Genomic DNA, 26449 nt, shown 5'->3' with positions numbered 1-26449 from the left:
GGTCGTGAAGGTCTCGGCGGTCGCCGGACCGGGTGTGGCTGGACGGGTGACGACGCAGCGGATGATCAGTCGTAGAGGTTCTGCAGCCCCCGGCTGACCTGCTCCACAGCGCTGACGCTTCTGATCGAGGGATCCATGGCCGAGCCGGGCACGATGATGAAGCGGTCGTTCTTGACGGCGGTGAGCTTGGAGGCGACGGGATCGGAGCGCAGGAACGCCTTCTTGGCCTCGGCGCTGTCGCCGTCGCCGCCGCGGGTGAGGTCGGCCAGCACGATCATGTCGGGGTCGCGCTCGGCGATCGTCTCCCAGTCGCCCTCCGCCCACTGCCGGGTGATGTCGGAGAACGCGTTGCCGGCGCCGAGGAGCGTGCCGATGGTGTCGGGGAGCCCTCCGCGACCGGCGATGGCCGGGGTCTTGGTGCCGGAGTAGTACCACATCAGCTTCACCTCCTTGCCGGTGCCGGCCGCGGCCGTGGCGGTGTCCAGGCGCCGGCGCAGGTCTGCCACCACGCTGCGGCCGCGTTCCTCGACACCGAAGATCTTCGCGATGTCGCCGATCTCGGCGAAGATGGCGTCGAACGACACCGCGGCGGGGATCAGCGCGCGGTCCTCGCAGTCGTTGGGGGACAGGTAGGCCGGTACGCCGAGCTTGGCCAGGTCCTGGCGCGTGCCGCCGGCGTCGGGGGCGTAGGCGGAGGCGCGCATCGAGTAGACGAAGTCGGGAGTGGCGGCCAGCAGGGCCTCACGGCCGGGGTACTGGGCGGCCAGGACGGGGACCTTGCCGTAGTCGCTCTTGAGCTCGTCGAGCACCGGGTCCGTCCGGTAGGCGGTGCCGGCCATCCGGTCCGCGAGGCCCAGCGCCAACATGATCTCCGTCGCGTTCTGCTCCATGGAGACCGCCCGGCGCGGCGGTGAGGTGATGCGAAGAGGCAGGCCGCAGCTGATCAGCTCAACGGCGGCATGCGTGCCGGGCGGCGGGGCGCCGGTGGTGCCGCTGGAGGATACGCCGCCGGGGCTTGCGCAGGCGGTGAGAGCCACCAGCAGGCATCCGGCCATCCCGATGGGAATGGTTTTCATGTTCGGGGACTATACATGAGGAGAGCGGGAACAGAAGCGGCAGAATTCCCCATGAGCACCTTGTCGGCACAGAGGTCGCATCCTGATATGGACCGGCGAAGCGGTGTGAAGGCCGAGGTGGGCGCAGTGGTGATGACCGGCGGCGGACCATGCTCACCCCGCAGGGCACGCCGCCAAGACGAGCGGCGCCGAGCATCGGCAGGCGTCCACTGATGGATCGAGGGTGAACCCCATGGATCCGACTCCTCCGATCACTGATACCGTCTCGTGAAAACGGTTCTCATTATCGGAGTGTTTCGTGGGCTCGTCCTCCGCCCCACAGCGCCCGGACCTTGACGTGCGCTCCACCCCTCCCGCTCCGGCTCCGCCGGAGGAACCCCCCCGGCCAACAGCGCGGGCGCTGCCGATGTCCGCAGCCGTCATCCTGCTGGTCTGCTCCCTCTCCGTCTCGGTGCTGCTGGCGATCGGCCTGGGCGCCGCGGCCGTGCCACCCGGCGAGACGCTCCGCTATCTGTGGGCGGCTCTCACCGGAGGGCGGATCACCGCTGAGGAGGTGACGTCGTACCAGATCATCTGGCAGGTGCGGACCCCGCGCGTGCTCCTGGCAGCCGTGGTCGGAGCCGGGCTCAGCGCGGTCGGCGTGGCGATCCAGGCCATGGTCCGCAACGCGCTGGCCGACCCGTTCGTCCTGGGCGTGTCCTCGGGGGCCTCGGCGGGAGCGGTACTGGTCACCGTCTCCGGTTCCCTCGCGGCGCTGGGGGTCTACGCGGTGTCGGCCGGCGCGTTCCTCGGGGCGCTGCTCGTCTCGGCTCTGGTCTACCTGGCCTCGCGGGGTGCCGCGGGCCTGGCGCCGCTACGGCTGGTGCTCACCGGCGTGGCGATGGCGTTCGGCTTCCAGGCCGTGATGAGCGTGATCGTGTACTTCGTGCCGGACGGTGAGGCGACCAGCACGGTGCTGTTCTGGTCGATGGGCGGTTTCGGGGCGGCGACCTGGGGGGCCCTGCCCGTCGTGACCGCCGCCGTGGCCGCCGCGCTCGTCGTCCTGCACCGGCTCGGCCGGGGCCTCGACGTGCTCGCCCTGGGCGACGAGACCTCCGCGAGCCTGGGGGTCGACGCCCGCCGGCTCCGCCGGGGACTGTTCGTGCTGACCTCGCTGGCGACGGGAGCGATGGTCGCCGTCAGCGGCGCGATCGGGTTCGTCGGACTGGTGCTGCCGCACATGGTCCGCCTGTGGGCCGGCGCGGCACACGCGCGGGTACTCGTGATCGCCCCCTTGGCCGGCGCGGTCTTCATGGTCTGGGCGGACCTGCTGGCCCGGACCATGGTCGCCCCGCGAGAACTCCCCATCGGTGTGATCACCGCGCTGGTGGGCGTCCCGGTCTTCCTTCTCCTGCTGCGCCGCCGCGGCTACCTGTTCGGAGGCCGCTGACGATGACCCTTCTGCTCGATGAGATCTCGGTCTCCGTCGACGGGGCGGCCCTGCTGCGCGACCTGGCGCTCACCGTCGGGCCCCGGCAGATCGTCGGCCTGATCGGCCCGAACGGCTCAGGCAAGACCACGGCCTTGCGCTGCGTGTACCGGGCGCTGCGGCCGACCGGCGGTGTGGTGCGCATCGACGGCAGGGACCTCGACCGGATCCCCCTGCGCGAGAGCGCCCGGATGATCGCGGCGCTCACCCAGGAAGGAGGGGCCGACCTCGACTTCACCGTCGGGGAGGTCGTCGCGCTCGGCCGCACCCCGCACCTGCGCGGCAACCAGGCGCTCAGCGCAACCGAACGCGAGCTGTGCCGCCGGGCCATGGCGCAGACGGGGATCGCGCACCTGGCCGGCCGCGGTGTGCTGTCGCTGTCCGGCGGTGAACGCCAGCGGGTCCTGGTGGCCCGCGCGCTCGTGCAGGAACCCCGGGTGCTGATCCTGGACGAGCCGACCAACCACCTCGACCTGCACCACCAGCTCCGGCTGCTGTCGATGCTCAAGGAATCCGGTCTCAGCGTGCTGGTCACCCTGCACGACCTCAACCTCGCCGCCGCCGCGTGCGACCGGCTGGCGGTGCTGTCCCGAGGGAGTCTCGTGGCCTGCGGGCCTCCCGCCGAAGTCCTCACCGAAGCGCTCCTGCGCGACGTCTTCGGCGTCGCGGCGAGCATCGTCCCCCACCCCCTCACCGGCGTCCCCCAGGTGCTCTACAACCTGGGCTCGACCCCGACCGCGAAAGGAAACCCCGCGTGACCACGCGCTCCCCGCTGGCGTCCCGCCCACTGCGCCTCACCGTCCCCGCCCTGGTGGGTGTCCTGCTGCTGACCGGCTGCGGAGCCCGGGTGGACGGCCCCGCAGCCGCCCGAAAAGTGACGGTCAACCGGTGCGGCCAGCCGGTCGAGTACACCACTCCGCACCGCGCCGTCGTCTACGAAGGCGGCAGCGCCGACAAGATGTTCGCCCTCGGCCTCACCGAGCACGTCCACGGCTACGTCATGCCACCCGCCAACCCGCCCGTCACCGAGTCACCCTGGGCAGCCGAGTACGCCAAGGTGAAGTTCCTCGGCGACGACCTGCTCAACCGCGAGCTGGTCGTGGAGGCCAAGGCCGACTTCGTGGTAGCCGGCTGGCGCTCGGGCTTCAGCGACCAGCGCGGCATCACCCCGGCCATCCTCGACGGGCTGAAGATCCAGAGCTTCATGCACACCGAATCGTGCTTCAACTACCCCGGACACCCCGAGCGGGTGACACCGTTCGAAGGCCTCTACACGGACCTGGAGCGCCTCGGGAAGATCTTCGGCGTCGAGGACCGGGCCCGCTCCCTGGTCGACGGGTACCGCAAGCGCGTCGAGGCGGTGCGGGCACAGGCGCCCAAGGACGAGCAGGTCCCCGTCTTCCTGTACGACTCGAGCACCGACAAGCCTTTCACCGCCGGCAGCCAGGTGCCGCCCAACGACATCATCCGCCTGTCCGGCGGCCGCAACGTCTTCGCCGACCTCGACGCCCGATGGACCGAGGTGACCTGGGAAGCCGTCATGAAGGCCAAGCCGGAGGTCATCATCATCCTCGACTACGGGGACAAGCCCGCCCAGGAGAAGATCCAGTTCCTGAAGGAGTTCCCCGCCACCAGCAAGCTGCCCGCCGTCGTCAACGACCGCTTCTTCATCCTCGACTACAACGAGGGCATCAGCGGGCCGCGCAACCTCGACGGCTTGGAGAAGTTCGCCGCCTACCTCCGCGAGCTGGACAGATGAGCAGTCACGGCGAGACGGGCAGCGACAGGAGGCCGAGCAGTGATCATGCATATTTCCAAGATCGACGAGGTCCGGATAGCACCTCGGACCAAGGGCAGGAACCAGCACTCGCCGCTCGTCTCGCCGCCGCAAGCCGCACGCCGGCTACAGGCTGGTTCGCTGCCGCAGCGTGCCCGTGTACCGTCCTACGTCCAGCCCTTTCCCAGCGACCCACCCGTCGTCGTGATAGGTCGCCAGATGTCGGTCGGCCGCGTCGCCGATCAGCGACACCACTGTGCCGGTCTCGCCCTTGGCCTGCATGCGCTCGACCAGTTCCAGCGCCGCCCACAATGCGGTACCCGACGAGGCGCCAACCGGCAGCCCGGTGACCTCGCGGATATGCCGGGCCGCCGCCACACCGGCCGCGTCGGGCACGGGGACGATCAGGTCCACGAGGTCGGGCCGGAAGGCGGGCTCGACGCGCGGGCGTCCGATGCCCTCGATCCGCGAGGGCATCCCGGTGCTGTAGTCGGGCGCGTCGAGGGTCCATCCCGGGAAGTAGGCCGAATTCTCGGGATCTGCCACCGCGACCCGGCAGCTCTCATCGTGGGCCCGGATCCACTGGCCGAGGGTGGCCGAGGTCGCTCCGGTGCTCGCGCCCGTCACCACCCAGTCCGGCCGCACCTGCCCGAACAGTTCCTCCGCCAGGTCGTGCGGCGCGGCCCGCCCGAACTGGTCCAGGAAGTGCCCGTCGATCTCCCGTGCGGCGTTGTAGATCGCCAGCGGCGGTGTCACGAATCGGCACTCCCCGCCCAGCTCCTCCACCGGCCGCGCCCGCGCCCGGCTGCGCTCGCCCGGCATGACGACGATGTACGGCAGCCCGAGCCGCCGCGCGAACCACGCCTGGGCCACGGCCGCGTTGCCGCCGGTTGCCTCTACCACGGTCACGCCCTCGGCGATCGCCCCGTCGAGCACGGCCTGGCGGAACAGTGCCCTGGCGTGCCGGTGCCGCAGGCTCCCGGTCGGCTGAGCGGACTCGTCCTTCAGCAGCAGTCTGATCCCGGGTGCCGCTACTGGGAAGTCGATCAGCGGGGTGGACTCGCCCACCGTCAGCACGTCGAGCGCTCGCGTGTTCCAGTTCACCGTTCCACCATGCCCGGTGCGGCCCGAAAAGACCGCGCCCGTTCGCCACGAGCGAGCCGGTCAAAGAGGGATGCGGCCGGGATACGGCAGATACGAGCCACGTCCATCTGAAAGCGCAGGCCGAAAGGCGGAGCCGACAGCAGCGGCTTCGGCGGTGGGCCGCCGTACGGTGCGCGGGACCGTCATGGCCCGCGAACCGATGCAATGGCGATGACCTGCGGTGATGCGATCCCCAAGGCCGCACAGAGGTGAGGTTCAGCCGGTCTGCGGCCCCGGCGCGGTGCATTTCCGCCGTACTCCGGTGGCCCCCTCAGGGAGCGACGAACGACGTTCGGTGACGTGCGGGTCGTGCGGCTACGCGCATGACGTGTGGTCCCAGCGTGGTCCCCAGGAGGTCCGCGTGGACGCCCCCGCCGCTCATCTGATCACTCGGTCGCTCAGGTCCTCGGGTAGAGGCTCCGCTCCCGGGGAGCCACCGCGGTGCGGCTCTGGTTCCGGCGCCTCGCGGGACATGGGCGGAGCAGGAGAGATTCATGGCGATGCCCAGGAAGGGCTCTCGGCTCATCACCGTGGCCGACGTGGTGTTCCGGTGGCGCATCCGCCGTAGGCCCACCTACTGCGAGGGCGGCGGCTGGACTCCCCTCTCTTTCTCGGTGGAACACGCCGCACGACCCGCCGGCTAGAGACCGTCCACGGTGGCGCTCCTGCGGCCTGGTCTCGGCCGGGAGCAGGCAGCCGGTCCTCGCCGCCTTCCCCCTCGCTAGGCGGTGATCGTCAGGGTGGTCTGCGCCGGGCGCGGGCCACCCTCTGGTGCTTACGGCCCGGTCTGGGTGAGCGCGACGATGACGTGGAGCATGCTGTAGGCGGCCGTCATGGTCTCGGCATCGAAGGCGACGCTGCCTCGCCCGTCGCCTTCTCGCCTCCACGGGCACGACAGATAGCCTGTTCGGCAGGGCTTTGACGGGTGCCGGGCCCCGGCGAGTGAGGGAGACGATGTCGGCGACGCGACTGCTGGTCCTTGGCGTGGTGCGGCTGCACGGTCAGGCACACGGCTATCTGGTGGGCTCTGAACTGGAGTCGTGGGAGGCCGGGCAATGGGCAGGGCTCAGGTCGGGGTCGATCTACCACGCGCTGCGTCAGCTGGCCAAGGAAGGTCTTCTGGACACCAGCGAGGTGCACGAATGGCCGGGGCGCGTCGATTACGCCATCAACGACAAGGGCGAGGCGGAGTTCCTCGGGCTGCTCAGAAGCGCCCTGAGGGTTCCCGATCGGCGTCCGGAACTGCTCAACGCAGCCCTTGTGCTGCTTCCCGCGCTGCCCGAGGAGGAGGTGATCGCGCTGCTCAAGGAGCGGGTGCGCGCTTTGGAGGGTGAGCGGGCGCAGATCGTGGCCACGGCCCAGGAGGGAAAGCGCCCAAGGGCCGTGACAGAGTTGTTCGCCCTGCGCGCGGCGCAGGCGGCGGGCGAGGCGGCGTGGATCCGTGACTTGATCGGGCGGTTGGAACGCGGCGAGGAGTCGGCCTGATCGGCCGCAGACCGGTTTGACGGTACGAGGGTGGATGAGCCATAGTTCGATACCCAAATTTGGTTAACCAAATTTGGGTATCTCGAAGGAGTCTCATGCGCATCACGACAGCGGTACTTCTAGGGCTCGTCTCGATCCCCGCAACCCCGATCCCAGTGGCGGCGATCACCGCCCCCGTCTGCCGGCCGGTCAGCGCCAAGGTGGCGATGACCTCCAGCGGCCCCGCCGACCAGCACGTCGCCGGCACCCTGTGCCTGCCACGCGGCCATGCCGCCACCGTTCAGCTGCTCATTCCCGGCGGCTTCTATGGCCAGGCCTACTGGCGGATGCACGGCGACCGGCAGCGCCCCTCCTACGTGGAGACGATGACCGCCGCCGGGTACGCCACGCTGGCCATAGACCGTCTCGGTACCGGGGCGAGCTCCTACCCGCCGAGCGCCCGCTTCGGGCGCGACACCCACCAGATCGTCATCCGCCAGCTCATCCGGAAGTTGCGCGAAGGCCGTCTGGGCGGCGGACGGTTCGCCAAGGTCGTTCTGGTCGGCCACTCGCTGGGCTCGACCCTCGCCCGCACGGTGGCCGCCGCACATCCAGCGGAGGTGGACGGCGTCATCCTGACCGGTGAATCGAGCGTGCCGAACGAGGCCGCTTTCGAGCAGATGGGTGCGGGAATCCACCGCGCCGCCGACGACCCCGCCTTCGCCGGGCGCGGGCTCGACGACGGCTACCTCACCACCCGGCCCGGCCTGCGGGCCACCTGGTTCTACCACCGGCCCAACGCTGACTCCAAGGTCATCACCGCCGACGAGGCCACCAAGACGACCGACGTCTTCCCTCCCGGCGACTCCTACACCCCGCCCTCGATCAACAAGCACATCCAGGCCCCCGTACTGATCATCAACGGCGAGCACGACAAGCTACTGGCCGGAGCCCGCTCCTCCTCCGCCGCGCTGCACGCCCAGGAGGCCCCCTTCTACAGTCCCCGCGCCAAACTGGAGACCGTCGTGGTCCCCGGCACCGGGCACGTGCTCAACGGCCACCGCACCGCGCCCCACTGGTTCGCCCAGGCACGCGCGTGGGCCGACCGCCGCGTGGGCGGAGCGGCGCGATGAGCCACGAGCCGATCGACAGCCCGACCGGGTGGGTGGCCAGGCACGTCAAGAGCTACGCCGAGTCCGGCGGCGCTCGCGGTCACCTCTTCCACGGCGCCCCCACGCTACTGATCACGACGATCGGCCGCCGCTCAGGACTTCCTCGGCGCACCGCCCTCATCTACGGCCGCGACGGCGACCGCTACCTCGTGGTCGCCTCCAACGGCGGTGCCGCCGACCATCCGCTCTGGTTCCACAATCTGCTCGCCCAGCCACGGGTCAAGGTGCAGGTCGGGGCCGAGGTGTTCGACGCGGTGGCCCATCTGGCGGCCGAGGACGAGCGGCTGCGCCTGTGGGAGACGATGACCGGAATATGGCCGCGCTACACCGGTTACCAGCGAGAGACGTCAAGACAGATCCCGATCGTGATCATCGAGCGGGCGGCGATGCCAGACCTCGGCTGACGATGATCCGCAGCCACGCCCCATGCGCATCTCGTTGACCGCACACACGACGTTGAGCGTGACCTTGGCCAGTCTTGAGATCGCTTTCTAGGTCTCGAGGACCGCCGGGGTCACCCGGGCCTTCTCCGAGAAGATCTCCACCCGCACCACACGGCGCCCCGAACTCGAACGGACCATCACCCTGGCCCGGGAGGTGCGCGCCTCCGGCGTCGCGGTCACCCTGGTCGTCCACGAACACAAACGGCTCGGCCGCGGCCTGGCGCCGGCCGAGCTCCACCGCTGAATTCGGGGGCCGGCTGGCTTCACGCCACGAGAAGCCTCATGCTCTCGCGCGAAGCCGCACCTCCTTGGCTCCCGGAACTGGAGCGATCTCGCAAGCGCCGAGGTTAAAGATCAGATTGGCGGAGCGGTGCGGCGGAGCCGTACCACCACAAAGGCGAGCAGCCCGAGGGCGGCCAGCGCGAAGACCGCGTTGCCCATGAGGTCCACATGCGCGGGCGCTGGGAAACTCGGCGGCTGCGGGAAGCCGTGCCAGGCGTAGGTGACCAGGCCGGCAGCGCCCAGGGCGAACCTGTGCCAGGATCCCCAGCCCGTGCACCGGGACCAGCGCAGGATGAGCAGCGTCATGGTGGCGTAGAGCGCGAGGTAGAAGCCGACCGTGATCCACGCGGGCACGACGGACTCCAGCTTGATCCCCACCATGGCGAGCAGGTTGGGGATCCAGAACGCCAGCCCGGCCGCGATGGTGATCGCGAAGACGGTCCACGGGCTGGCCGGCATGGCCGGGAGGAGGGGGCGGCGGAATCGAGCGGACAGGAACGCGGTGATGATCAGGGTGACGGCCGTGATCGTCGTCCCGGTGATCTGAGCGGCCGACAACGGGTAGATGGCAGCCGGACTTGCCAGGGCGATGGGCACCGCGCCGCCTAGCAGGAACAGGATGGCTGGCACGGTGAGGCCGGCCTTGCCGAGCCAGGGGGTGTCCGGCCGGCGTGAGCCCGCCTCTACCATCGAGATCGGCACCGCGATGCTCCACACCCCATGGATGGCCAGGACGAACACGGTCCAGTAGGCGCCGATGCCCAGCGCCGGAATGAACCCGTAGTCGAGCAACCGCAGCCCGACATAGTCGGGATCGAACAGCGACCGGGTGAGCAGGCCCTCCTCGATAACGGCATAGGCGAGCCCGAGCAGGATGATCCCCGGCCACCCCAGCCGCCACCGGCGGGCGACCTCGCGGATCAGCAGCGCGCCACCGCCGTAGAGTGGGATCAGCCCGATGATCATCGGTAGGGCGTCGATGGCGATGTTGCCCAGCAGATACTCACCGACCAGCGGCGCGAGAATCAGCAGGCTCAGCGCTGGAAGAATGCGTTTGAACACGTCTGCCCTCACCGGTTGCAGAGCTCTGCATGCGGGGCAGTCCGCGAAGGGGCGGGGGCGAAGGTACAGGCGGATACGCGATCGAGAGACGGAGTGGCCGGCTCGTCGCGACAGTGCGTGTTCGACATGATTGAAAGCTACGTTGCTTTCAAAAATTCCGTCAATCAGTCGATATGCATAAATGCACTTAAAGACGGGTATATTGATGCGTTGATCCTGAAGCTGAATGCAACGAAACGTTGCATTGTGTGGCGTCGAACGCAATAGTGGTGTCATGCCCGAAGGAAGGTTGACTCTGCGGGAGCGCCAGCGCATCGCGACCGGCCTCGCCGAAGGCCGCTCCTACGCCGAGATCGCCAGGTGGCTGGACCGGCCGACCTCGACGATCAGCCGTGAGGTCGGCCGTAGCGGCGGCCCCGGTGATTACCGTCCCGAGCGGGCGCACCAGGCGGCGGCGCGGCGGGCGCGGCGCGGCACCCCGGCCCGTTCGCCCGATGCCGAACCCCGAGAGCGCAAGGTCTTGGAGGTGGAAGAGGGGGCCGTCGAGATGGCGGTCGGGATGGGCCTGCCGAAGATGGTGGCGCGGGTACTCATCGGCCTGTGGCTGAGCGAGGACGGCAGGCTCACTGCGGCCGAGCTGTCGCGCGGGCTGAACGTCAGTCCCGCCTCGATCTCCATGGCGGTGGGCTACCTGGCCCGACAAGGGCTGATCAGGCGCGAGCGTGATCCGCAGCGGCGGCGCGACGTCTACGTGGTCGACGACGACGCCTGGTACCACTCGACGGTGACCAGCGCGCGGCAGACGCTCGCGGCGGCGGAGATCACGAAGGCGGCTGGGGAGGCGCTCGGGCTCGACACGCCCGTGGGACGCCGCCTGGTCAGGGGCGGTGCGTTCCTGGAGCGGATCAGCCTGGACGCTCTGGCGTCGGCCGAACGCTGGCGCGACCTCCCGCCGTGATCGGACCGCTGGAATTGTGTCCCGGATTTCCAGTGCTGTCGTCCAATCGCCCCCTCAACGCCCACGAGGCCCTGTTCGACCCCGTGAACGAAACCGGGCCTGCCGTCAACGAAGCTGCTACCAGGTACACGCGATCGCATTGAGCCCGCTCAGCAGTTTCCGTTGCTGAGCGGCAGACCCGACGGAACGACAGTGTCGTCCGGTGTCGCCATGCTCGCCACCAGGTCTGACGCGATCGCGTGTACCGGGTGACACGAGTCTTAACGGCATCCCGGGTCGCGTGACCGGTGCATCGGCGATCGAGTCCTGCGCTGCTCGGCCGTACCGTCCGGGGTTCCGGCCCGGGCCGGGGCCCTATCGTCAGCCGACGCCGGCCCGGCGGATCTCGGGTGCGAACGGTGACCGCGTCCCGGTGCTCCAGGGCGGACGGTGCCCGGGAGGAGAGCGGTTGCACAGTGGCGTGAGCGGCGGGTCTGTCGTTGAGACCCGACAAGGGGCGCTATGACGTGGGCGATCTCCCGCGCGACATAGCCGATCCCGGTTCCGGTGGCCTGGTGGGTGGCGATGGCGTGCATGGACCGATCCCGGGCACTGCGAACCGATGATGACCTACCCGTCGCGGCCGCCGCCCGCGGTGAACCGGCTCGACCCGCACGCCGGCGGTGTGACCTCGGGGCAGCAGACGCGGCACCGCCGCGCTCACGCAGCCTGACGTGCTCGGTCGCGTCCTCGGCTCCAGCACGCTGACCACCTGGAGCTTGTGTTCGTCTGCCCATGTCGACGCCGTGGTTTGGTCGCGCACAGAGCATCATGGCTACGTTGTGCCGCTCATCGCCACCGCGGCCGCGTTGACCGCAGCCTTGGCCCAACTGGTCATGACGCTCTCGGGGCCGGTCAGGACCGGCGCGGCCCGTTCAGGCACCGGACCACAGGGCGGTGAGCAGCGCGTTCAGCCGCTCTGGCGCCTCGACGTGCGGGTAGTGGGCACTGCCTGGCACCTGCTCGTGCCGGGCGCCGATCCGCTCGGCCGTGACCCGTGCGCAGGCCATGAGAGGAACGCCGCCGCGCTCCCGGTACGGGCCGGGGGCGCCCTCCCAGGTGCCCGAGACGACCAGCTTGGGGAAGGCCGCCGCCCGCAGCGCCGGCAGCGGGAGGCCCGCCTCCCAGCAGACGCGTTCGCGCAGCGCCGTGGCGGCCGCGCGCAACCGCCTATCGCCCATCTCCGGCTCCGGCGTGCCGGCCGAGTCGGCGGCGGCTCGCAGCCACTCCTCGGGCGTCAGGTCGGGAAGGCCGGCGTAGGCGGCGCGGTTGGCGCGCAGCGCCTCGGCCACGGCGGGGTGGTCGGCGGCCGCCTGGTAGCAGCCTGGCTCGACCAAGGTGAGCGAGCGCACCGCCTCCGGCCTGCGCGCCGCCGCGATCATGGCTCCGACGGCGCCGTAGGAGTGGCCGACCAGGTGCGCGCCCGCGCCGAGGAGTTCGGCGACGTCGTCGGCGTCGGCCAGGTAGTCGCCGGGGAACCTGTCCCCGGCGTCCGGGCTGCCGCCGCAGCCCCGGCGGTCCATCAGGAGCAGCCGGAACCGGCCGGCCAGCGGGCGTTGCGCTGCGAACCCGTACACCGGGTCGTCGCCCCAGCTCGTGGAGCCGTGCACGAAGACCGCCGGCGGCCCGGAGTCAGGGCCGAGCGCGGTCACGTGCACGTCGCCCGGCAGCGGGCCGTTCGCGCGGAACATCGGGGTGGGGGCGGACATCCGACTCCTCCTTGAACGGCGTTTAATGCTCTTGAACGTTGTATAAGGAAATTGAAGGCGACGTCAAGGCAGGTAGGGTGATCGCGTGCCGTCGTCAGAGTCCTCCGGCGGGTCCGTGTGGCTGCGTCCCGAGCGGCCGCCGCGCGACCGTCAGCTCACCCGCGAGCGGATCGTCGACGTGGCGGTCGCCGTCCTCGACGCCGAGGGTCACCGCGGCCTGTCGATGCGCCGCGTCGCCACCGAGCTGGGGGTGACCGCCGGGTCGCTGTACTGGTACGTCCACACCAAGGACGACCTGCTGGAGCTGGCCCTCGACCGCGTGCTGGCCGAGGTGCGTGCCGCTCCCGGCACGTCCGACTGGCGGGACGGCCTGGCGGCGCTGGCCCGCAGCAACCGTGCCATGCTGCTGCGCCACCGGTGGGCCCTTTCCGAGCTGACCGTCAGACCCAATCTCGGCCCGAACGCGCTCGCCCTGGCCGAGACCGGGCTGCGCCTGCTGGAGCGCGCCGGGTTCGCCGGCTCCGACCTCGACGCCGCCATGGCCGCCGTCAACGACCACGTGGTCGGCGCGGTCATCACAGAGGTCGCCTGGCGCGACACGCTGGCCCGCATGAGCGGGACCGGGTCCGGCTGGGACGAGCGGGCGGCCGAGTACCTGCGCCAGGTCACCGAACGCCACCCGACGCTGGCCGGCCGGATGGCCGCCGCGGGCGAGATCGACGTCGAACGCGAGAGCGAGCGGCGCTTCGCGTTCGGCCTCGGCTGCCTCCTGGACGGCCTCGCCACCCGGTGCGCGACCCCGTCCCCGTCATAGCCCCGAGCGACGCGCGGGGCCGGGGAGCAGGCTGCTGTGTATGCGGCGGCGCTGAGGGCGATCGGGGTGCGGGCCGAGCCCGACTCCGAGGACGAGCGAGCCGGTCAAAGAGGGATGCGGCCGGGATACGGCAGATACGAGCCACGTCCATCTGAAAGCGCAGGCCGAAAGGCGGAGCCGACAGCAGCGGCTTCGGCGGTGGGCCGCCGTACGGTGCGCGGGACCGGAATGGCCCGCGAACCGATGCAATGGCGATGACCTGCGGTGATGCGATCCCCGAGGCCGCACAGAGGTGAGGTTCAGCTGGTCTGCGGCCCCGGCGCGGTGCATTTCCGCCGTGCTCCGATGGCGCCCCTCCTTCGAGGTGAGAGCGGCGAGGGCGGGGGCGTACAACGGCGGCAGACCCTCGGGGGGCGGCAGGGCTTCGACGCCGCTGGTGCCACCGGCAAGGTCACTCTTCGCAGGAGGCGTTGTGCCGGCTCTCCCCACCCGGCCCGGGAACGGTCACGATCGGTTTGTTCACGGGTACCAAATCGCGCATATCTGATGGAATGTAGCGGTTGTGATCTTTCCCTGGGTGCGGGCAGGGCTGGAGGCGAGGGATGCAGCCGAAGGTGGAACTGGCCGGCCGGTACCGGCTGGAGGAGCCGCTGGGCCGGGGCGGGATGGGGGAGGTGTGGCGGGGGGTCGATCTGCGGCTGCGGCGTCCGGTCGCTGTCAAGATCCTTCCGTTGACGATCGCGGCGGACCCGGCCGGGGTGGCCCGATTCCGGCGGGAGGCCGAGGTCGCCGCGGCGTTGAATCATCCCGGTATCACCACGGTGTTCGACATCGACGAACACCTGCACGGGGATGAGCGCTGGCTGTTTCTGGTGATGGAGCTGATGGTCGGCCGCGACCTGCGTCACCTGCTCGCCGCCAGCCCCGGGGGCCTGCCGATCGAGCGGGTGACGGAGCTGGCCGTGCAGATCACCGATGCGCTCGCCGCCGCCCACCGCCGTGGTGTGGTGCACCGTGATATCAAACCGGCCAATCTGTTCCTGCTGGAGGACGGCCGGGTGAAGATCTGCGACTTCGGGATCGCCCGTCTCGCCGACGCCACGAAGATCACCGCCACCGGCTCTTCGGCGGGGACCCCGCTGTACATGGCGCCCGAGCAGATCCGGGGCGGGCAGGTAGACCACCGCACCGACCTGTACGCCTTCGGCTGCGTCCTGTACGAACTGCTCACCGGGACCACCTGGATCGAGACCGGCTCCAATGTCGGCGCGATCCTCTACCAGCACCTCGACCGGCACCCGGCGCCACCGAAATCGTCACGCCCGGAGATCCCCGACCATCTCAACGCGCTGGTACTGGACCTGCTGGCCAAGCAACCCGGCGACCGGCCCCAGAGCGCCGCGTCCGTCGCCGAACGCCTGCGCCGATTCCCTGACGAGCCACCTCAGGCGCAAAAGAGCCGACGCCCTCCGGCAGAGACGATCGACACCCCGGACGCGCCCGCGGTGAAACCAACGCCGCTCCTGCTGGTACGGCACATTACGCCGCCACCAGCGCACGCCCCGAGCCGAATACGGCGCCGCACCGTTCTCTTCGGCGGTCTCGGGGTGGCCGTCCTCGCCGGCGGTTCCGTGGCATTACTGCTGAACACCGCATTCGACCCCCACATCACCCTCACAGGTCACACCGACGATGTCTTATCGGTGGCGTTCAGCCCCGACGGCAGAACCCTCGCCACCGGCAGCGGCGACAACACCGTCCGGCTGTGGGAGGCGACCACCGGCCGCACCACCGCCACCCTCACCGGCCACACCGAACCGGTCTCCTCGGTGGCGTTCAGCCCCGACGGCAGAACCCTCGCCACCGGCAGCGGCGACAACACCGTCCGGCTGTGGGAGGCGACCACCGGCCGCACCACCGCCACCCTCACCGGCCACACCGAACCGGTCTCCTCGGTGGCGTTCAGCCCCGACGGCAGAACCCTCGCCACCGGCAGCGGCGACAACACCGTGCGATTGTGGGAGGCGGCCACCGGCCGCACCACCGCCACCCTCACCGGCCACACCGAACCGGTCTCCTCGGTGGCGTTCAGCCCCGATGGCAAGCTTCTCGCCACCAGCAGCGATGATAAGACCGTGCGGTTGTGGGAGGTGACCACCGGCCGCACCACCGCCACCCTCACCAACCGCAGCACCGTCCCCTCGCCGACCGCCCCCCTGTCCCCTCCCATCATCTACACCGGCGGTTTCCACTCGGTGGCGTTCAGCCCGGACGGCAGGTTCCTCGCCGCCGGCAGCGGCGATGACGCCGTGTGGTTGTGGGAGGTGGTCATCGGCCGCACCGTCCCCTTCTTCTTCAACAGACATAGCACCGCCACTTTCACCGGCCACACCGAACCGGTCTCTTCGGTGGCGTTCAGCCCGGACGGCAGGTTCCTCGCCGCCGGCAGCGGCGATGACGCCGTGTGGTTGCGGGAGGTGGACACCGGCTTCATCAACACCATCCTCACCGGCCACACCGACGGCGTCTGCTCGGTGGCGTTCAGCCCGGACGGTGAGACTCTCGCCACCGGCAGCCGCGACAACACCGCCCGGCTGTGGAAGCTCACCTGACCCCTTCCCTTCAGATGGGGGTGCCACCGCGGTACGGCAGAAACGCACTGCGCCGGGCCGCCGGCCTGGCCGCGTTTGCGGGCGGCCTCCGGGCCGTTCTCGGTGTCGCGGCGGCGGTCTTCAGCCAGGGCGAAGGAAGGCCGGAACCGGAGCACCTCGCCATCATGGCCCCGCCCTGCGAGAGGGGACGGCAGGTGCGGGCAGCCCTGCCCCGAGAGCCGGGTCAGTTGACCTCACACCCAGCAGCGGCCCCGCCCTCCGCACAAGGACGGGGCCGCGTTGCCTCATGGGGTACCGGCCGGCGAGCTACCGGCGGGCCTGCTGCTCCTTGGCGGCCTGTAGGAGCGCCATCCACGCCGAATGACGGTTGTCCACCTCGCTCCACCACGCATGCCGATGAATCTCCAGAGCCAACTTCTGGCTGCGCGCAAACGCGGTCTGCCACTTCTCGCCCGCCAGCGTGGGCAGCTCGGCCTCGTTGGTGAGGAAGTCGGTCTTGAGCTTCAGCAGGTCAGGAGGTGGTTCGTAGGCCATGCGGCGATCCAGGCCGACCACGAGTGCGATCAAGCAGCGCCTCTCTGCCCGCTCAGGTGGCACGAAGCACCCTCGGACGTCGGCGGCGTTCCCAGCCTCGCCGAGGGCCTGCCATTTGGCCGCCAAGCCCTCCCGCTCCTCCTGCGTCCGGAACGCGACAGGCGCCCCGCCTCCCCTACGGGGCGGAGGGGCGCCTGTTGCCCAGATCAGCGCTCGCAGACCAGGCCGTCGCCGTCGCGGTCCTGGTACCAGGCGTACTCGGGGTCGACGCCGCGGCGGTACGGGCCGTACCCGTTCCGGTTGGCCTCGGCGCAGGTGCCGAACCGCGGATCGTTGTCGGCCGGCGGGTCGGGCGTCGGAGCCGGGGTCGGGGTGGTCCGGCCGGTGTGCCGGTGTCGCACCGGCCGGACCACAAGCGCAGATGCTCCCGCTCGGCCTTGGCCTGCTCGGTGCGCATCACGTCGATGTAGCGGTCGTTGGGCCGCTCCCGCTCGGCCTTGGCGTACCCGTAGCGCACCAGGTTCCTGTCAGTGAACACCCCGGTACGGCCCCAGACGTACCGGAGCGCGCGACCGTAGGGCCTTCGAGGAGTCTGGGTGCAGAAATTGGCGCTTGGAGCGTGATCTTCGTTTCGGTTCGGTGACTGCTCTCGTTTGTCCTGGTTGCGGGGCCTACGTTCCTGGGCCATGCCTTTCGAATTTCTCTCTGATGAGCAGATCGCCCGCTATGGTCGCTTCCCTGAGGAGCCCTCACCGGCAGAGCTGGAGCAGTTCTTCCGGCTGGACCGTGCGGCCCTGGACGCTCTGGCGAGCAAGCGGCGCCCTGCGACGATGCTGGGGTGGGCGGTGCAGTGGGGGACGGTCCGGATGCTCGGGGTGTTCCTGACCGAGGACCCGCTCGTGGTGCCTTCCGGCGCAGTCGCTTTCGTCGCCGAGCAGCTTGACCTCGACCCGGCCTGCCTGGCTGACTATGGCCGGCGTCCTAAGACCGCCTACGAACACGCGTGGGAGATCCGCGAGCTGCTTGGCTACCGCCGACTTCGGCGCATGTGAGGCTGAGGTGCGGCAGTTCGTGGCCGCGCGGGTGTGGGCCTCAGTGGAAGGGCCGCGGGCGTTGTTCGACCGGGCGCAGGTGCACCTGCTGAAGGAGCGCATCTTGCTGCCGGGCATCAGCGTGCTGGTACGGCTGGTCGGCGAGGTGCGGCGGGCGGAGACCGAGCGGGTGTACGCGCTGCTGTCGGGCCGGCTGTCGGATGACATGCACCAGCAAGGCGGCCCGCACGATGGCTTCGGCGATGGAGGTGCTGATCGCCGCGCCGGAGGCGACGGAGGATCGGCTGGTGTCGCTGGTGGAGGTGTGGAAGGCGATCGAGGAGGTGGTGCCGCGCGAGAGGCTGGCGGCCGCGGTGGAGACGGTGGTGGAGTTCGTGCCGGTCACCGACGACGACGCGGCGGCCGAGTGGCGGGCTGAGCTGGTCAAGCGCTACCGGACGGTGCAGGGCTTCATCGAGCCGCTGCTGGAGGTGATCCGGTTGCGGGCGGTGGAGGCGGGCGCATCGATGTTGGCGATGGTGCGCACCGCGGCGGCGATGGCCAAGAGCCGACGCCGCTACAGCCCGGCCGACATCGCCGCCCACGACGAGCTGATCACCGGCTCCTGGCGGGGCTTGGTGCACCGCAACCCGGACTTGCCCGCCGGGCAGGTCGACAAGGCGGCGTTCGTGCTGTGTGCACTCATGCACCTGCACGGCGCGTTGCGGCGGTGCAATGTGTTCGCCGAGGGCTCCGAACGCTGGAGCGACCCCCGCGCCCGGCTGCTGGCCGGGCAGGCGTGGGAGCGGGCGCGACCGCAGGTGCTGGCCTCACTGGAACACGAATTGGAGCCGGCCGGGCACCTGGCCGAGCTCGCCGGCGCGCTGGAGGCCGCCTACACCCGAGTACTGGACGGGCTCGGCGGCAACACCGCGGTGCAGTTCGTCGGCGGCCGGCTACGGCTGGAGAAACTCGGCGCGCTGGCCGAGCCGCCGCTGATGAAGGAACTACGGGCGCTGGTCGGCGGCATGCTGCCGCGAGTGGATTTCCCCGAGCTGCTGCTGGAGGTCTTCGACCGCACCGGCCTGCCGGCCGACTTCACCCACGTCTCCGGCGCCGACACCGCGATGGAGGACTTCCCGATGAGTCTGGCCGCGCTGATCGTGGCCGAGGCGTGCAACGTGGGCTTAGTGCCGATCGAGAAACCGAACGTGCCCGCCCTCACGCGGGCCCGGTTGCAGCAGGTCGACCAGGGCTATCTGCGCGGCGAGACGATCGCGGCCGCCAACGCCCGGCTGATCGCCGCCCAGTCCGGCATCGGCATCGTCCGGCATTGGGGCAGCGGGCACATCGCATCGGCCGACGGGCTGCGCTTCGTCGTCCCAGTGCAGAGTCTGCATGCCGTGCACAACCCGATCTACTTCGGTCGGCAGAGTGGCGCGACCTGGCTGAACGTCGTCAACGACCAGGTGATGGGCATCGGTGGGCTGGTCGTGCCCGGCACCTTGCGCGACTCGCTGTTCATCCTGGACGCCATCTTCAACCTGGACGGCGGACCGCGGCCGGAGACCGTCGTCACCGACACCGCCAGCTACTCCGACATCGTCTTCGGCCTGTTCGCGATCTGCGGCTACCAGTTCTCCCCGCGCATCGCCGACCTGGCCGACACCCGGCTGTGGCGCACCAACACCGCAGCCACCTACGGCCCGCTGGAAAACATGTCCCGCCATGTCGTCCGCCTGGATCGGATCCGCTCCCACTGGGGCGACAGCTGCGCGTGGCCGGCTCGCTGACGATGGGCACGGTGCGTGCCTACGACCTGATCCGGATGCTGTCGGTCGACGGCCGTCCCACCGGCCTGGGGGAGGCGTTCGTGCACTACGGCCGCATCTTCAAAACTCTGCACCTGCTGCAATTTCTGCACGATGAGGGCTACCGGCGGATGATCGGCGCCCAGCTGAACGTGCAGGAGGCCCGCCACCGGCTCGCGCGGAAGATCGCTTTCGGTAACCGCGGCCAGCTGCGCCAGCGCTACCGCGAAGGCATGGAAGACCAGCTCGGCGCTCCGGGCCTGGCGCTGAACGCCGTGGTGTGGTGGAACAGCCTCTACCTCGACGCCGCCGTCACCCAGCTGCGCGAGCAGGGCTTCCCCGTCACCGACGAGATGTGCGCCCGGCTGTCGCCGATCGCCTACGAGCACACCAACTTCCTGGGCCGTTACGCCTTCGCCCGTGCCGGAGCCGGAGACGGGCTGCGGCCCTTCCACACCGGCGACCCGCTCTGACGACCCCCACACCCGAGAGCGCGGGAGCCGTCAGGGCGGGGGCCGTACGAGGCCGGGGCAGGTACCGCTTCAGCAGCCGCCCCGCCCACGGCGGCCTGGCTTCCGCGCCGGCCTGCTGGCGCGACGGGCGCCGGCCGAGCTGGTCGGCACCGGCGCGCTGGTGAGGGTGGTAGCCGGCTCTGGCATCATGGCCGCCCCCCTGTCGGGCGACGTTGGCGCGCAACTCCTGGCCAACAGCCTGGCCACCGCGGCCGCGCTGGCGGGGCTCGGAAGTCGTGGCCGTCTCCGCTTCCGAAACATGATCCTCTCGGAGGTGCCGTGACCTGCGCAGATCGGCTCGCCTTGGGGCTGAGGACATATTCGGGAGGATGCTTTCACTGACGCCGGTGACGCATGGTCCCGATGCTCGTCAAGACGCTGATGATGTTGCCGGTCCGCCCTGTTATGGCCGCCTTGAGTGGCATTGTCACGCTCCAACGCTGGACGATTGGATCAAGAGGTGATCTTCTCCGGTGCGTCACAGGCGGGTTGCCGAGGCGCCATCCATGTCACTGCCTGTCCCGCCCGGCCCGGTTCTCTTGCCGCGGGCGAGTCATCGGCCCGCGCCGTCCTCGAAGAGAAGGAATCGTGACCATGCCCATGCTGACCTACACCGTCCTCACCGACCCGGCGTCCCTGGAAGCGTCAGCGGCCGGGCGGCCGTCCATGGGGACGGTGTACCTGCTCGTCACCAACACCGGACAGCAGGCGGCGTACTGGTCCACGATCACGGTGTCGATGCCCGTCGGCAACGGCGACGGCCACCTCACCTCGAACTTCAACAAGATCAAGCCCAAGGTCCGGTACGTCCCGAAGCCGGGCACCTCGCCGAGCACCCCACCGTCGGTGAACGTCCAGCGGCAGGGCTCCAACGCCTTCCAGGTCACCGCCTCTGCCGGCACAGGCCGTTTCGACCGCGGCGACTACATGGTGCTGACGCTGAACGACGTCACCGTCGCCCGCACCGCCGGGCTGGCCGTGCTGACGGTGACCGAGACGACCGGCAGAACCAACCCCAAGCCCGGGAAGAGCCTGCCCCCCAGCGACACGATGGTGGCGGTGGTGAAGACCGCTTCAAAGGAGCTCTCGCCGCACAGCTTCCGTCCGGACAAGGCCATGGTGGACGTGGACGCCGGTGAAAAGCCCGTGCTGCGCTGGGAGGGGCCCGCCGGCTTCGGCTACCAGATCATGTACCCGGGCGCGCCGCAGCCCGTCCCCGTCTCCGGGAGCAGCTGGTCACCGCCCGCCCCGAAGCGGGCCACCACCTACATCCTCATCGCCACCGACCCCGCCACGCAGCAGCAGCACTTCCTCACCACGACCGTTCAGGTGCGCAATCCCGAACTCGAAACGCTCACCGCCACCACCGAGATCAAGACACCCCGGGTCCAAGGGATCGCGAGCAACTGGGGCCTCACCATCACCGGCACAGGGGCGGAGATCTCCGACACCTCCGGCGTAAAGGGGACGTTGACGGCCGGCGATGCCATCCTCAGTGGCGTGGCCACCCAGTATGTGAAGGGGCTTAACGCCGGCGAGGGAGACATCACCTTCCTCCAGGGCGGGGTGAAAGTCTGGAGCGCACTCGGCTCCAGCGAGCGGGGCACCCTGGAGGCCAGCGGCTTGTACACCGGGTATGTGCAGGGGTTCAACAGCGGCGAGGGAGTCATCGGCTTCTACCCCGGCGGGGTGAAGATCTGGCATGAAGGCGGCTCCGGCGTGCGGGGCACTCTGGAGGCCAGCGGCATCAGAGCCGATTACGTGAGCGGACCTAATGACGGTGACGGAGACATCAGGTTCCTCCAAGGCGGAATGAAACTCTGGAGCGCACTCGGCTCCAACGATCCGGGCACCCTGCACGTCAGCGGCATCAGAGCCGATTACGTGAGCGGACCTAACGATGGTGACGGAGACATCAGGTTCCTCCAAGGCGGAATGAAACTCTGGAGCGCACTCGGCTCCAACGACCTGGGCACCCTGTACGCCCGCAAGGTCAACGGCGGAGTGGCCTCAGGACGAAGCACCCCTAGGTATGGCTGGAGGCAAACTGGAGGGAACGCTTTCGCCATCACCGTCGATACCTCCGCCGCCGGGTTCACCAGCAGCCCCCTTTACCTCATCGCCATCGAAGGTACCGACGGCCTGGGATATGACATCAGCACCAGTGTCATCTTCTACCCCAGCGCCACCGGCTTCACCGTTTACCTCAGATGGCGCGACAACCAGCCCCTGACGGTCGCCGATGCCGAGCGGATGGGCTGGCACCTCAACTGGGTCGGCTACGAAACTTCCTGACTTCACCACCGCTCAAGGAAACAACCCCTGCACACGACATGGGCCCGGAGGATACTCCGGCCCATGTCGTCGTGGAGGTGATGCAGGTAAGGCGCGTTGATCACCAGCGCCCTGCCAAGCGCGTCGCGTCTGTCCCGCTCCAGCGGCTCGTGCGCCCCCTCACCGGACCCAGGAGGGAAGAACCGCCCCGGCCGCGACCGACGGTGATCATGGACATGGGACGCCGCCGGCCAACAACTGCACCGGCGGCGAGGCCTCCCGGGGCGGAGTAACGGCGAAACAGCCGGTGGCGGTAAGCCGCGCCGTCGCAGGGCGCGAACGGCCCGTGCAGGGCGACGGCGGGCAGGAGGGAGCGTCAGTGCCTGGCCTGATCGACGTGGCGCGGCCGGGTGAGCGGGGTGCTCGCGGCCCTGGCGCATGCCGACGACCCACCGGTCAGTGCGCGACCGAAGGTGCTGCCGGGCACGCCGGGGATCAGGCGATGGTGAGCGGCCCGTCGCCCAGGTACGCCGCCAGCGGAGCGGTCATCCGGTCCCGGGCCGGCGGATGCAGCTCCAGCCCGTTGGCGCAGGCGGCGAGGTGGCCGACCTCGGTGGAGGCCATGGAGTCGAGGTCGCCGAGCAGCTGGACCGCGCGCGGGACCACCCGGGCGAGGGTGTCCTGCACGCAGTAGCGGACGTACAGCGACTCGGCGAGCGTCGACTCGTCCGGGCTGCCGTCGTCGATCCGGCGGGCGACGCTCTCCGCGGCCGACATCGCGCCCTCGGCCTCCACCAGCAGCCCGACCTGCTCGGCCTCGGGCACCTGGTTGTCGAGCAGTACCCGCTCGACCAGTGCGCTGACGGCCCCGAGATAGCTGCCGGTCATCAGCAGCTGGAACCAGGCGAAGCCCGCGGTCAGTATGACCTCCGGCTGCCCCTCGGGGGCCGAGGCGCGCACCAGCCAGTCCGGCTCCACCAGGGCGTTGTCGAGGGTGACCTGCTCGCTGCCCGCCCCCGCCCCGCCGACGCTCATACCGTCAAGCCCTGCGGGCACCAGCGCCACCACCGGTATCCCCTCGCGGCGGTCGTCCTCCCAGTTGGGGGCCATGACACTGACGGCGAGCAGGTCCATCGACCGGGCCAGACTGCACGGGCGCGTCCTCCCGCTGGTCAGCAGGCCGTCGGGCGACAGCGTGGCGGTCATCGCGGGGGACAGGATGCCGGCGCCGGGACGCTCCTCGGCGAAGCCGAACGCCACGAGCTGATTGCCGACGGCCAAGCTCTCGACCAGCATCGACCTCTGGTCATCGTCGGGGGTGGCCAGGCCGACCAGGATGGCCATCGAGAGGTGGTGCCAGGTGGTGGCCACGGCCAGCGACGGTGTCCTGCTGCCCAGCGCGCGCTGCACCCGCAGAGCGTCCAGGGCGGTGGCTCCCCGCCCCCGCTGGTCGCTCGGCGCCACCAGCCCGAGGCCGCCGTTGTCGCGGAAGAGCTGGAGGCCGGGGCTATCAGGGCCCTCCAGCTTCATGAGGGGTAACGCCCGCAGGCTCTCGTCCAGCCCCGGCAGCAGCTTCGCCACAGTGGCGCGTTCCCGCTCCAGAAATCGCATGTCCTCTCCCACTTCCCCGGGACAACCACCCGGTCAACGGTCCAGGCCGGCTTCCAGCGCCCGGGCGACGTCCAGCAGATGCCACACCGCCCCAAGGTGCCGGGCGACCCTGCAAGGCACGGTACCCGGGCAGCACCGCGTGCGGCGCCCCAGTTCTGCTTCTCGCCGACGGCCGCATCCGCGTGCAGGCACTCCTGCAAGACCCCATCGAAGGCGGCGTTCACCCGATAGTGATGTACGTGATAACAGCCCATTGTCACGTACATGGGCGATCATGGCGGCGTGGCGACCTGGAGCTCCGTCCGCCGAGGCGGTGCGCGATTCCGGTACGTTATCCGGTGCATCACCACAAGCGTCGCCAGGCGGGCGGCATGAGCGCCGTGCCGAAGGTCACCGCCCTTCGTGGTGGAGGCGTCAGCCTCGCCGCGGCCGCCGGCGCCTTCCTGGCCACGCCGTGCACGGCCAACTCCAACACTCACCGCGCCTACGCCTCGGCCATCGACCGCGTCATCGCGCTGCTCGGCCGGGACCGGTCGCTCGCCGACGTCACCGACGCCGAGATCGGCACCGCGCTCACCGAGCTGTGGGGCCGATGCGCGCCGGCGACCTGGAACCGCAACCGCGCCGCCGTCACCTCCTGGCTGCTCTGGTGCCAGACCAAGAAGCACTGGGCGGCGCCCTGCGTCCCGGCCGAGGCCGAACGCCGTAAGGAGAGCGCCGGCGAGACCCGCGCGGTCGCCAAGACCATCGTCCACCGGCTGCTGTCGCGCCGCGACATCCCGCTGCGGGAGAAGACGCTGTGGCGGATGCTGTACGAGACCGCAGCCCGGGCCGCGGAGATCCTGGCGCTCAACGTCGAGGACTTGGACCTGGAGCACCGTCGCGCCCCCGTCCGCTCCAAGGGCGGCGCGATCGAATGGGTGTACTGGGACAGCGGCGCCGCCCACCTGCCGCCCCGCCTGCTCCGGCTGCCCGACGGCAGTACCCGCACGCACGGCCCGCTGTTCCTGTCCGAACGACGTCCCGTGCCGGCCCGCCGCCCGGGCGCCGGCGACATCTGCCCGCACACCGGCCGCGCCCGCCTGGGTTACGACCGCGCCCGTGTCCTGCTGGAGAAGTACGCCGGGCTCGGTCTGCACCAGCTGCGCCACAGCGCCGCCACCCACCTCGGCGAGGCCGGGGTCCCGCTGCAGCTCATCATGGGCAAGACCCGGCACAAGAACCCCCGCACCGCCATGCGCTACGTCAAACCCGGCCCTGAGGCCATCGCCAAGGTCACCGAGGTCCTGGCACCCCGCCGCCGAACCCACTGATCAATTGAGTGGCGGCTGCTGGTTGATCACCGATCGCTAACAGGCGAAGAAGCCGCAGGTCGCCACCGCCAATTCCTGCACTCAGCTTCCTCGAAGGCCGTGACCTCGGTGGCCTTCAGTCGGGACGGTACCCGCCTGGCCAGCGGCGGCCCTGACAAGACGGTACGGATCTGGAATGTGGCGTTGCCACATGATCTCCTGCGGGCGGTGTGCGGCATCGCGGGCCGGTCGTTCACCCCCGAGGAGTGGCGGCGATACATCCCCGGCGAGCCGTACCGTCAGCCCAACTGCCCGGCCGTTCGATGAGGTCAGCCGAGGCCCATCCCGGCGCCTTCCTGCCCAGCCTCGCCACCGGCCTGAACAACCTCTCGATCCGGATGGTGGATCCGGTGCGGCGCGACGAGGCACCGGAAGCCATCACCGAATCCGCCGCCCTCGGCGAGGGCTCGGCGGAGATGTCCTCGCTATCTGCCATGAGGGCTTGGAACAGGTTTCAACAGAGTGATGAGCTGCCGCCTTCCAGGGCCCGATACAGCGTCGACCGGCCCACCCCGAGATCCTTGGCGATCGTGGTGGCCGCCTGGCCGCGGCTCCGCCGGGCGCGGGCGGCGGCCAGGACGTCCTCGCTCACCGCGCGGGGGCCGGCCGCCTGCGCGGCCACGCTCCAGAAGCCGGCGTTCAGGCTCGGCGGTAAACGTCACGGCGCGTCCTCCTGGATGAGGGCGGTCAGCGTACGCTCCCGCTCCACGTCCTGGCCGGTGAAGGGGTGGCGGCGGCAGGCCACCCGGATGCGGCCCTTCTCGGCCCTCCGCTCGGGTTCGTGTCACCAGCCGCAAAGTAGCTGTGAGTGGCCCATAGCCCAAGTACGGCTGGAAGGGACAGCCGGTTGACACAAAGCTTGATATCAAGCAACCCGACCTGCGGAAACGCCCCTGTGATCGCTATCGCGCCGGACTTATCCCGCCATGTTCGAGCCGTAATCCTCGCGCACACACCCGCCGTGACCAGGAGGCTGTCCCTTTCGGCGTTACTTGGTCTGCGCCCCGGTAACGCTGTCTGAGCTTCAGGAGGACAGGCGGGTTCTGGAGGCGGGCAGCCAGGTGCGGCAGCGCCGCGTCTGCTTCGTCGGCACCGATGCGCAGGTGGAGCCCCAGGCTGCGGGCAACCCGGCGGTGGTTCTGTAGGCGGTTCGCGACACCGTTTGTAGGCCAGCTTCGACACCAGTCCTGACGGGCGCCGGAGTGTGTTGTTGAGTTTTGACACCACCCCAATGGTTGCAGTGGGACTATCGAGATGCTACGCAGCGTGAGGGAGCATCCCAGTGCCACCCTCCGGTGCCGAAAC

24 protein-coding genes and 3 pseudogenes are annotated in these 26449 nt (G+C 70.0%); 18 read left to right on the top strand and 9 right to left on the bottom strand.

Annotated features, from left to right (window positions below):
• Nucleotides 1–65 precede the first annotated feature (65 nt).
• Nucleotides 66–1076 carry an ABC transporter substrate-binding protein gene (locus tag ACQP10_RS19820; RefSeq protein WP_433539454.1) on the bottom strand — a complete coding sequence of 337 codons (1011 nt, stop codon included), beginning with the start codon at nucleotides 1074–1076 and terminating at the stop codon, nucleotides 66–68.
• A gap of 337 nt (nucleotides 1077–1413) precedes the next feature.
• Here ACQP10_RS19820 and ACQP10_RS19815 point away from each other — a divergent pair, with 337 nt between their 5' ends.
• From ACQP10_RS19815 to ACQP10_RS19805, 3 genes are read left to right on the top strand one after another with little or no spacing between them, the layout of a single operon-like run.
• Nucleotides 1414–2505 (top strand): FecCD family ABC transporter permease, encoded by a 1092-nt coding sequence (locus tag ACQP10_RS19815; protein WP_433539453.1) that lies wholly within the window; start codon nucleotides 1414–1416, stop codon nucleotides 2503–2505.
• A 2-nt stretch (nucleotides 2506–2507) separates the two neighbouring features.
• Complete coding sequence (locus ACQP10_RS19810; protein ID WP_433539452.1) at nucleotides 2508–3302, top strand: ABC transporter ATP-binding protein; 795 nt, start codon at nucleotides 2508–2510, stop codon at nucleotides 3300–3302.
• A complete protein-coding gene (locus ACQP10_RS19805) occupies nucleotides 3299–4303 on the top strand; it encodes an ABC transporter substrate-binding protein (protein WP_433539451.1) in 1005 nt (334 codons plus the stop codon). The genes ACQP10_RS19810 and ACQP10_RS19805 overlap by 4 nt, the downstream gene beginning before the upstream one ends.
• Before the next feature lie 144 nt (nucleotides 4304–4447).
• Here ACQP10_RS19805 and ACQP10_RS19800 read toward each other — a convergent pair whose 3' ends face one another.
• A complete protein-coding gene (locus tag ACQP10_RS19800; RefSeq protein ID WP_399501624.1) occupies nucleotides 4448–5425 on the bottom strand; it encodes a PLP-dependent cysteine synthase family protein in 978 nt (325 codons plus the stop codon).
• A 533-nt stretch (nucleotides 5426–5958) separates the two neighbouring features.
• Between ACQP10_RS19800 and ACQP10_RS19795 the strand changes: the two genes are divergently transcribed.
• The 5 genes from ACQP10_RS19795 (at nucleotide 5959) to ACQP10_RS19775 (ending at nucleotide 8787) form a co-directional block, all read left to right on the top strand.
• Nucleotides 5959–6108, top strand: coding sequence for a hypothetical protein (locus ACQP10_RS19795; protein WP_433539450.1), 150 nt, complete (start codon nucleotides 5959–5961; stop codon nucleotides 6106–6108).
• Nucleotides 6109–6418: 310 nt separating this feature from the next.
• Entirely contained in the window at nucleotides 6419–6949 is a 531-nt protein-coding gene (locus tag ACQP10_RS19790; RefSeq protein ID WP_433539449.1) for a PadR family transcriptional regulator, read from the top strand.
• Nucleotides 6950–7044: 95 nt separating this feature from the next.
• Nucleotides 7045–8061, top strand: coding sequence for an alpha/beta hydrolase (locus ACQP10_RS19785; protein ID WP_399501621.1), 1017 nt, complete (start codon nucleotides 7045–7047; stop codon nucleotides 8059–8061).
• Nucleotides 8058–8504, top strand: a complete 447-nt coding sequence (locus tag ACQP10_RS19780; RefSeq protein WP_390004777.1) for a nitroreductase family deazaflavin-dependent oxidoreductase — start codon at nucleotides 8058–8060, stop codon at nucleotides 8502–8504. Before ACQP10_RS19785 ends, ACQP10_RS19780 begins: the two co-directional genes overlap by 4 nt.
• 133 nt (nucleotides 8505–8637) lie before the next feature.
• Nucleotides 8638–8787, top strand: a complete 150-nt coding sequence (locus tag ACQP10_RS19775) for a hypothetical protein (RefSeq protein ID WP_433541922.1) — start codon at nucleotides 8638–8640, stop codon at nucleotides 8785–8787.
• 110 nt (nucleotides 8788–8897) lie between these two features.
• Here the strand turns inward: ACQP10_RS19775 and ACQP10_RS19770 are convergent, their stop codons facing one another.
• Entirely contained in the window at nucleotides 8898–9887 is a 990-nt protein-coding gene (locus ACQP10_RS19770; RefSeq protein WP_433539448.1) for a hypothetical protein, read from the bottom strand.
• Nucleotides 9888–10161: 274 nt separating this feature from the next.
• Between ACQP10_RS19770 and ACQP10_RS19765 the strand changes: the two genes are divergently transcribed.
• Entirely contained in the window at nucleotides 10162–10845 is a 684-nt protein-coding gene (locus ACQP10_RS19765) for a helix-turn-helix domain-containing protein (RefSeq protein WP_433539447.1), read from the top strand.
• Between the two features lie 914 nt (nucleotides 10846–11759).
• On the opposite strand, the gene ACQP10_RS19760 is transcribed toward ACQP10_RS19765, so the two are convergent.
• Complete coding sequence (locus tag ACQP10_RS19760; protein WP_433539446.1) at nucleotides 11760–12593, bottom strand: alpha/beta fold hydrolase; 834 nt, start codon at nucleotides 12591–12593, stop codon at nucleotides 11760–11762.
• A gap of 85 nt (nucleotides 12594–12678) precedes the next feature.
• On the opposite strand from ACQP10_RS19760, the gene ACQP10_RS19755 reads away from it, so the two are divergent.
• Both ACQP10_RS19755 and ACQP10_RS19750 read left to right on the top strand, forming a co-directional pair.
• Nucleotides 12679–13407 carry a TetR/AcrR family transcriptional regulator gene (locus tag ACQP10_RS19755; protein ID WP_399501617.1) on the top strand — a complete coding sequence of 243 codons (729 nt, stop codon included), beginning with the start codon at nucleotides 12679–12681 and terminating at the stop codon, nucleotides 13405–13407.
• A gap of 602 nt (nucleotides 13408–14009) precedes the next feature.
• Nucleotides 14010–16019 carry a WD40 repeat domain-containing serine/threonine protein kinase gene (locus ACQP10_RS19750; protein ID WP_433539445.1) on the top strand — a complete coding sequence of 670 codons (2010 nt, stop codon included), beginning with the start codon at nucleotides 14010–14012 and terminating at the stop codon, nucleotides 16017–16019.
• Between the two features lie 306 nt (nucleotides 16020–16325).
• Here ACQP10_RS19750 and ACQP10_RS19745 read toward each other — a convergent pair whose 3' ends face one another.
• The 3 genes and pseudogenes from ACQP10_RS19745 to ACQP10_RS19735 form a co-directional block, all read right to left on the bottom strand.
• A complete protein-coding gene (locus ACQP10_RS19745; protein ID WP_346021259.1) occupies nucleotides 16326–16586 on the bottom strand; it encodes a hypothetical protein in 261 nt (86 codons plus the stop codon).
• 173 nt (nucleotides 16587–16759) lie between these two features.
• Nucleotides 16760–16954: an excalibur calcium-binding domain-containing protein gene (locus ACQP10_RS19740; RefSeq protein WP_433539444.1), complete on the bottom strand. Its 195-nt coding sequence runs from the start codon at nucleotides 16952–16954 to the stop codon at nucleotides 16760–16762.
• 17 nt (nucleotides 16955–16971) lie between these two features.
• A pseudogene (locus ACQP10_RS19735) lies at nucleotides 16972–17241 on the bottom strand (thermonuclease family protein); the annotation flags it as partial.
• Between ACQP10_RS19735 and ACQP10_RS19730 the strand changes: the two are divergent.
• The 4 genes and pseudogenes from ACQP10_RS19730 to ACQP10_RS19715 all read left to right on the top strand — a co-directional run bounded on the left by ACQP10_RS19730 (nucleotide 17240) and on the right by ACQP10_RS19715 (nucleotide 22202).
• A complete protein-coding gene (locus ACQP10_RS19730) occupies nucleotides 17240–17605 on the top strand; it encodes a DUF4158 domain-containing protein (protein ID WP_433539443.1) in 366 nt (121 codons plus the stop codon). The pseudogene ACQP10_RS19735 and the gene ACQP10_RS19730 overlap by 2 nt on opposite strands.
• The gene (locus tag ACQP10_RS19725; protein ID WP_433539442.1) at nucleotides 17523–18023 is read left to right on the top strand and encodes a DUF4158 domain-containing protein; all 501 of its coding nucleotides are present in this window, start codon (nucleotides 17523–17525) and stop codon (nucleotides 18021–18023) included. Before ACQP10_RS19730 ends, ACQP10_RS19725 begins: the two co-directional genes overlap by 83 nt.
• Nucleotides 18024–18111: 88 nt before the next feature.
• Nucleotides 18112–19868: pseudogene (locus ACQP10_RS19720) on the top strand (Tn3 family transposase).
• Nucleotides 19869–20501: 633 nt separating this feature from the next.
• Entirely contained in the window at nucleotides 20502–22202 is a 1701-nt protein-coding gene (locus ACQP10_RS19715) for a hypothetical protein (RefSeq protein ID WP_433539441.1), read from the top strand.
• A 474-nt stretch (nucleotides 22203–22676) separates the two neighbouring features.
• Here ACQP10_RS19715 and ACQP10_RS19710 read toward each other — a convergent pair whose 3' ends face one another.
• Nucleotides 22677–23792: a hypothetical protein gene (locus ACQP10_RS19710; protein ID WP_433539440.1), complete on the bottom strand. Its 1116-nt coding sequence runs from the start codon at nucleotides 23790–23792 to the stop codon at nucleotides 22677–22679.
• 371 nt (nucleotides 23793–24163) lie between these two features.
• Here ACQP10_RS19710 and ACQP10_RS19705 point away from each other — a divergent pair, with 371 nt between their 5' ends.
• The 3 genes and pseudogenes from ACQP10_RS19705 to ACQP10_RS19695 all read left to right on the top strand — a co-directional run bounded on the left by ACQP10_RS19705 (nucleotide 24164) and on the right by ACQP10_RS19695 (nucleotide 25411).
• Nucleotides 24164–25105, top strand: coding sequence for a tyrosine-type recombinase/integrase (locus ACQP10_RS19705; protein WP_433539439.1), 942 nt, complete (start codon nucleotides 24164–24166; stop codon nucleotides 25103–25105).
• 3 nt (nucleotides 25106–25108) lie between these two features.
• A pseudogene (locus ACQP10_RS19700) lies at nucleotides 25109–25270 on the top strand (hypothetical protein); the annotation flags it as partial.
• Between the two features lie 18 nt (nucleotides 25271–25288).
• Nucleotides 25289–25411: a hypothetical protein gene (locus tag ACQP10_RS19695; RefSeq protein ID WP_346021267.1), complete on the top strand. Its 123-nt coding sequence runs from the start codon at nucleotides 25289–25291 to the stop codon at nucleotides 25409–25411.
• Between the two features lie 187 nt (nucleotides 25412–25598).
• On the opposite strand, the gene ACQP10_RS19690 is transcribed toward ACQP10_RS19695, so the two are convergent.
• Nucleotides 25599–25736 (bottom strand): helix-turn-helix domain-containing protein, encoded by a 138-nt coding sequence (locus ACQP10_RS19690; protein ID WP_433539438.1) that lies wholly within the window; start codon nucleotides 25734–25736, stop codon nucleotides 25599–25601.
• Nucleotides 25737–26449: the final 713 nt, after the last annotated feature.

Source organism: Streptosporangium sandarakinum (assembly GCF_050942225.1).
GTDB classification, from domain to species: Bacteria; Actinomycetota; Actinomycetes; order Streptosporangiales; family Streptosporangiaceae; genus Streptosporangium; species Streptosporangium nondiastaticum.
Note: the sequence above shows the minus strand (reverse complement) of the source record. Positions and strands in the feature narration are given on the sequence as shown.

Excerpts from the sequence above, each read along its gene's own strand:
- ACQP10_RS19820 (WP_433539454.1), bottom strand. The coding sequence starts at position 1,076 with ATGAAAACCATTCCCATCGGGATGGCCGGATGCCTGCTGGTGGCTCTC.
- ACQP10_RS19750 (WP_433539445.1), top strand. The coding sequence starts at position 14,010 with ATGCAGCCGAAGGTGGAACTGGCCGGCCGGTACCGGCTGGAGGAGCCG.
- ACQP10_RS19795 (WP_433539450.1), top strand. The coding sequence starts at position 5,959 with ATGGCGATGCCCAGGAAGGGCTCTCGGCTCATCACCGTGGCCGACGTG.
- ACQP10_RS19710 (WP_433539440.1), bottom strand. The coding sequence starts at position 23,792 with ATGCGATTTCTGGAGCGGGAACGCGCCACTGTGGCGAAGCTGCTGCCG.
- ACQP10_RS19725 (WP_433539442.1), top strand. The coding sequence starts at position 17,523 with ATGGCCGGCGTCCTAAGACCGCCTACGAACACGCGTGGGAGATCCGCG.
- ACQP10_RS19715 (WP_433539441.1), top strand. The coding sequence starts at position 20,502 with ATGCCCATGCTGACCTACACCGTCCTCACCGACCCGGCGTCCCTGGAA.
- ACQP10_RS19780 (WP_390004777.1), top strand. The coding sequence starts at position 8,058 with ATGAGCCACGAGCCGATCGACAGCCCGACCGGGTGGGTGGCCAGGCAC.
- ACQP10_RS19730 (WP_433539443.1), top strand. The coding sequence starts at position 17,240 with ATGCCTTTCGAATTTCTCTCTGATGAGCAGATCGCCCGCTATGGTCGC.
- ACQP10_RS19810 (WP_433539452.1), top strand. The coding sequence starts at position 2,508 with ATGACCCTTCTGCTCGATGAGATCTCGGTCTCCGTCGACGGGGCGGCC.
- ACQP10_RS19785 (WP_399501621.1), top strand. The coding sequence starts at position 7,045 with ATGCGCATCACGACAGCGGTACTTCTAGGGCTCGTCTCGATCCCCGCA.
- ACQP10_RS19705 (WP_433539439.1), top strand. The coding sequence starts at position 24,164 with ATGAGCGCCGTGCCGAAGGTCACCGCCCTTCGTGGTGGAGGCGTCAGC.
- ACQP10_RS19760 (WP_433539446.1), bottom strand. The coding sequence starts at position 12,593 with ATGTCCGCCCCCACCCCGATGTTCCGCGCGAACGGCCCGCTGCCGGGC.
- ACQP10_RS19765 (WP_433539447.1), top strand. The coding sequence starts at position 10,162 with ATGCCCGAAGGAAGGTTGACTCTGCGGGAGCGCCAGCGCATCGCGACC.
- ACQP10_RS19790 (WP_433539449.1), top strand. The coding sequence starts at position 6,419 with ATGTCGGCGACGCGACTGCTGGTCCTTGGCGTGGTGCGGCTGCACGGT.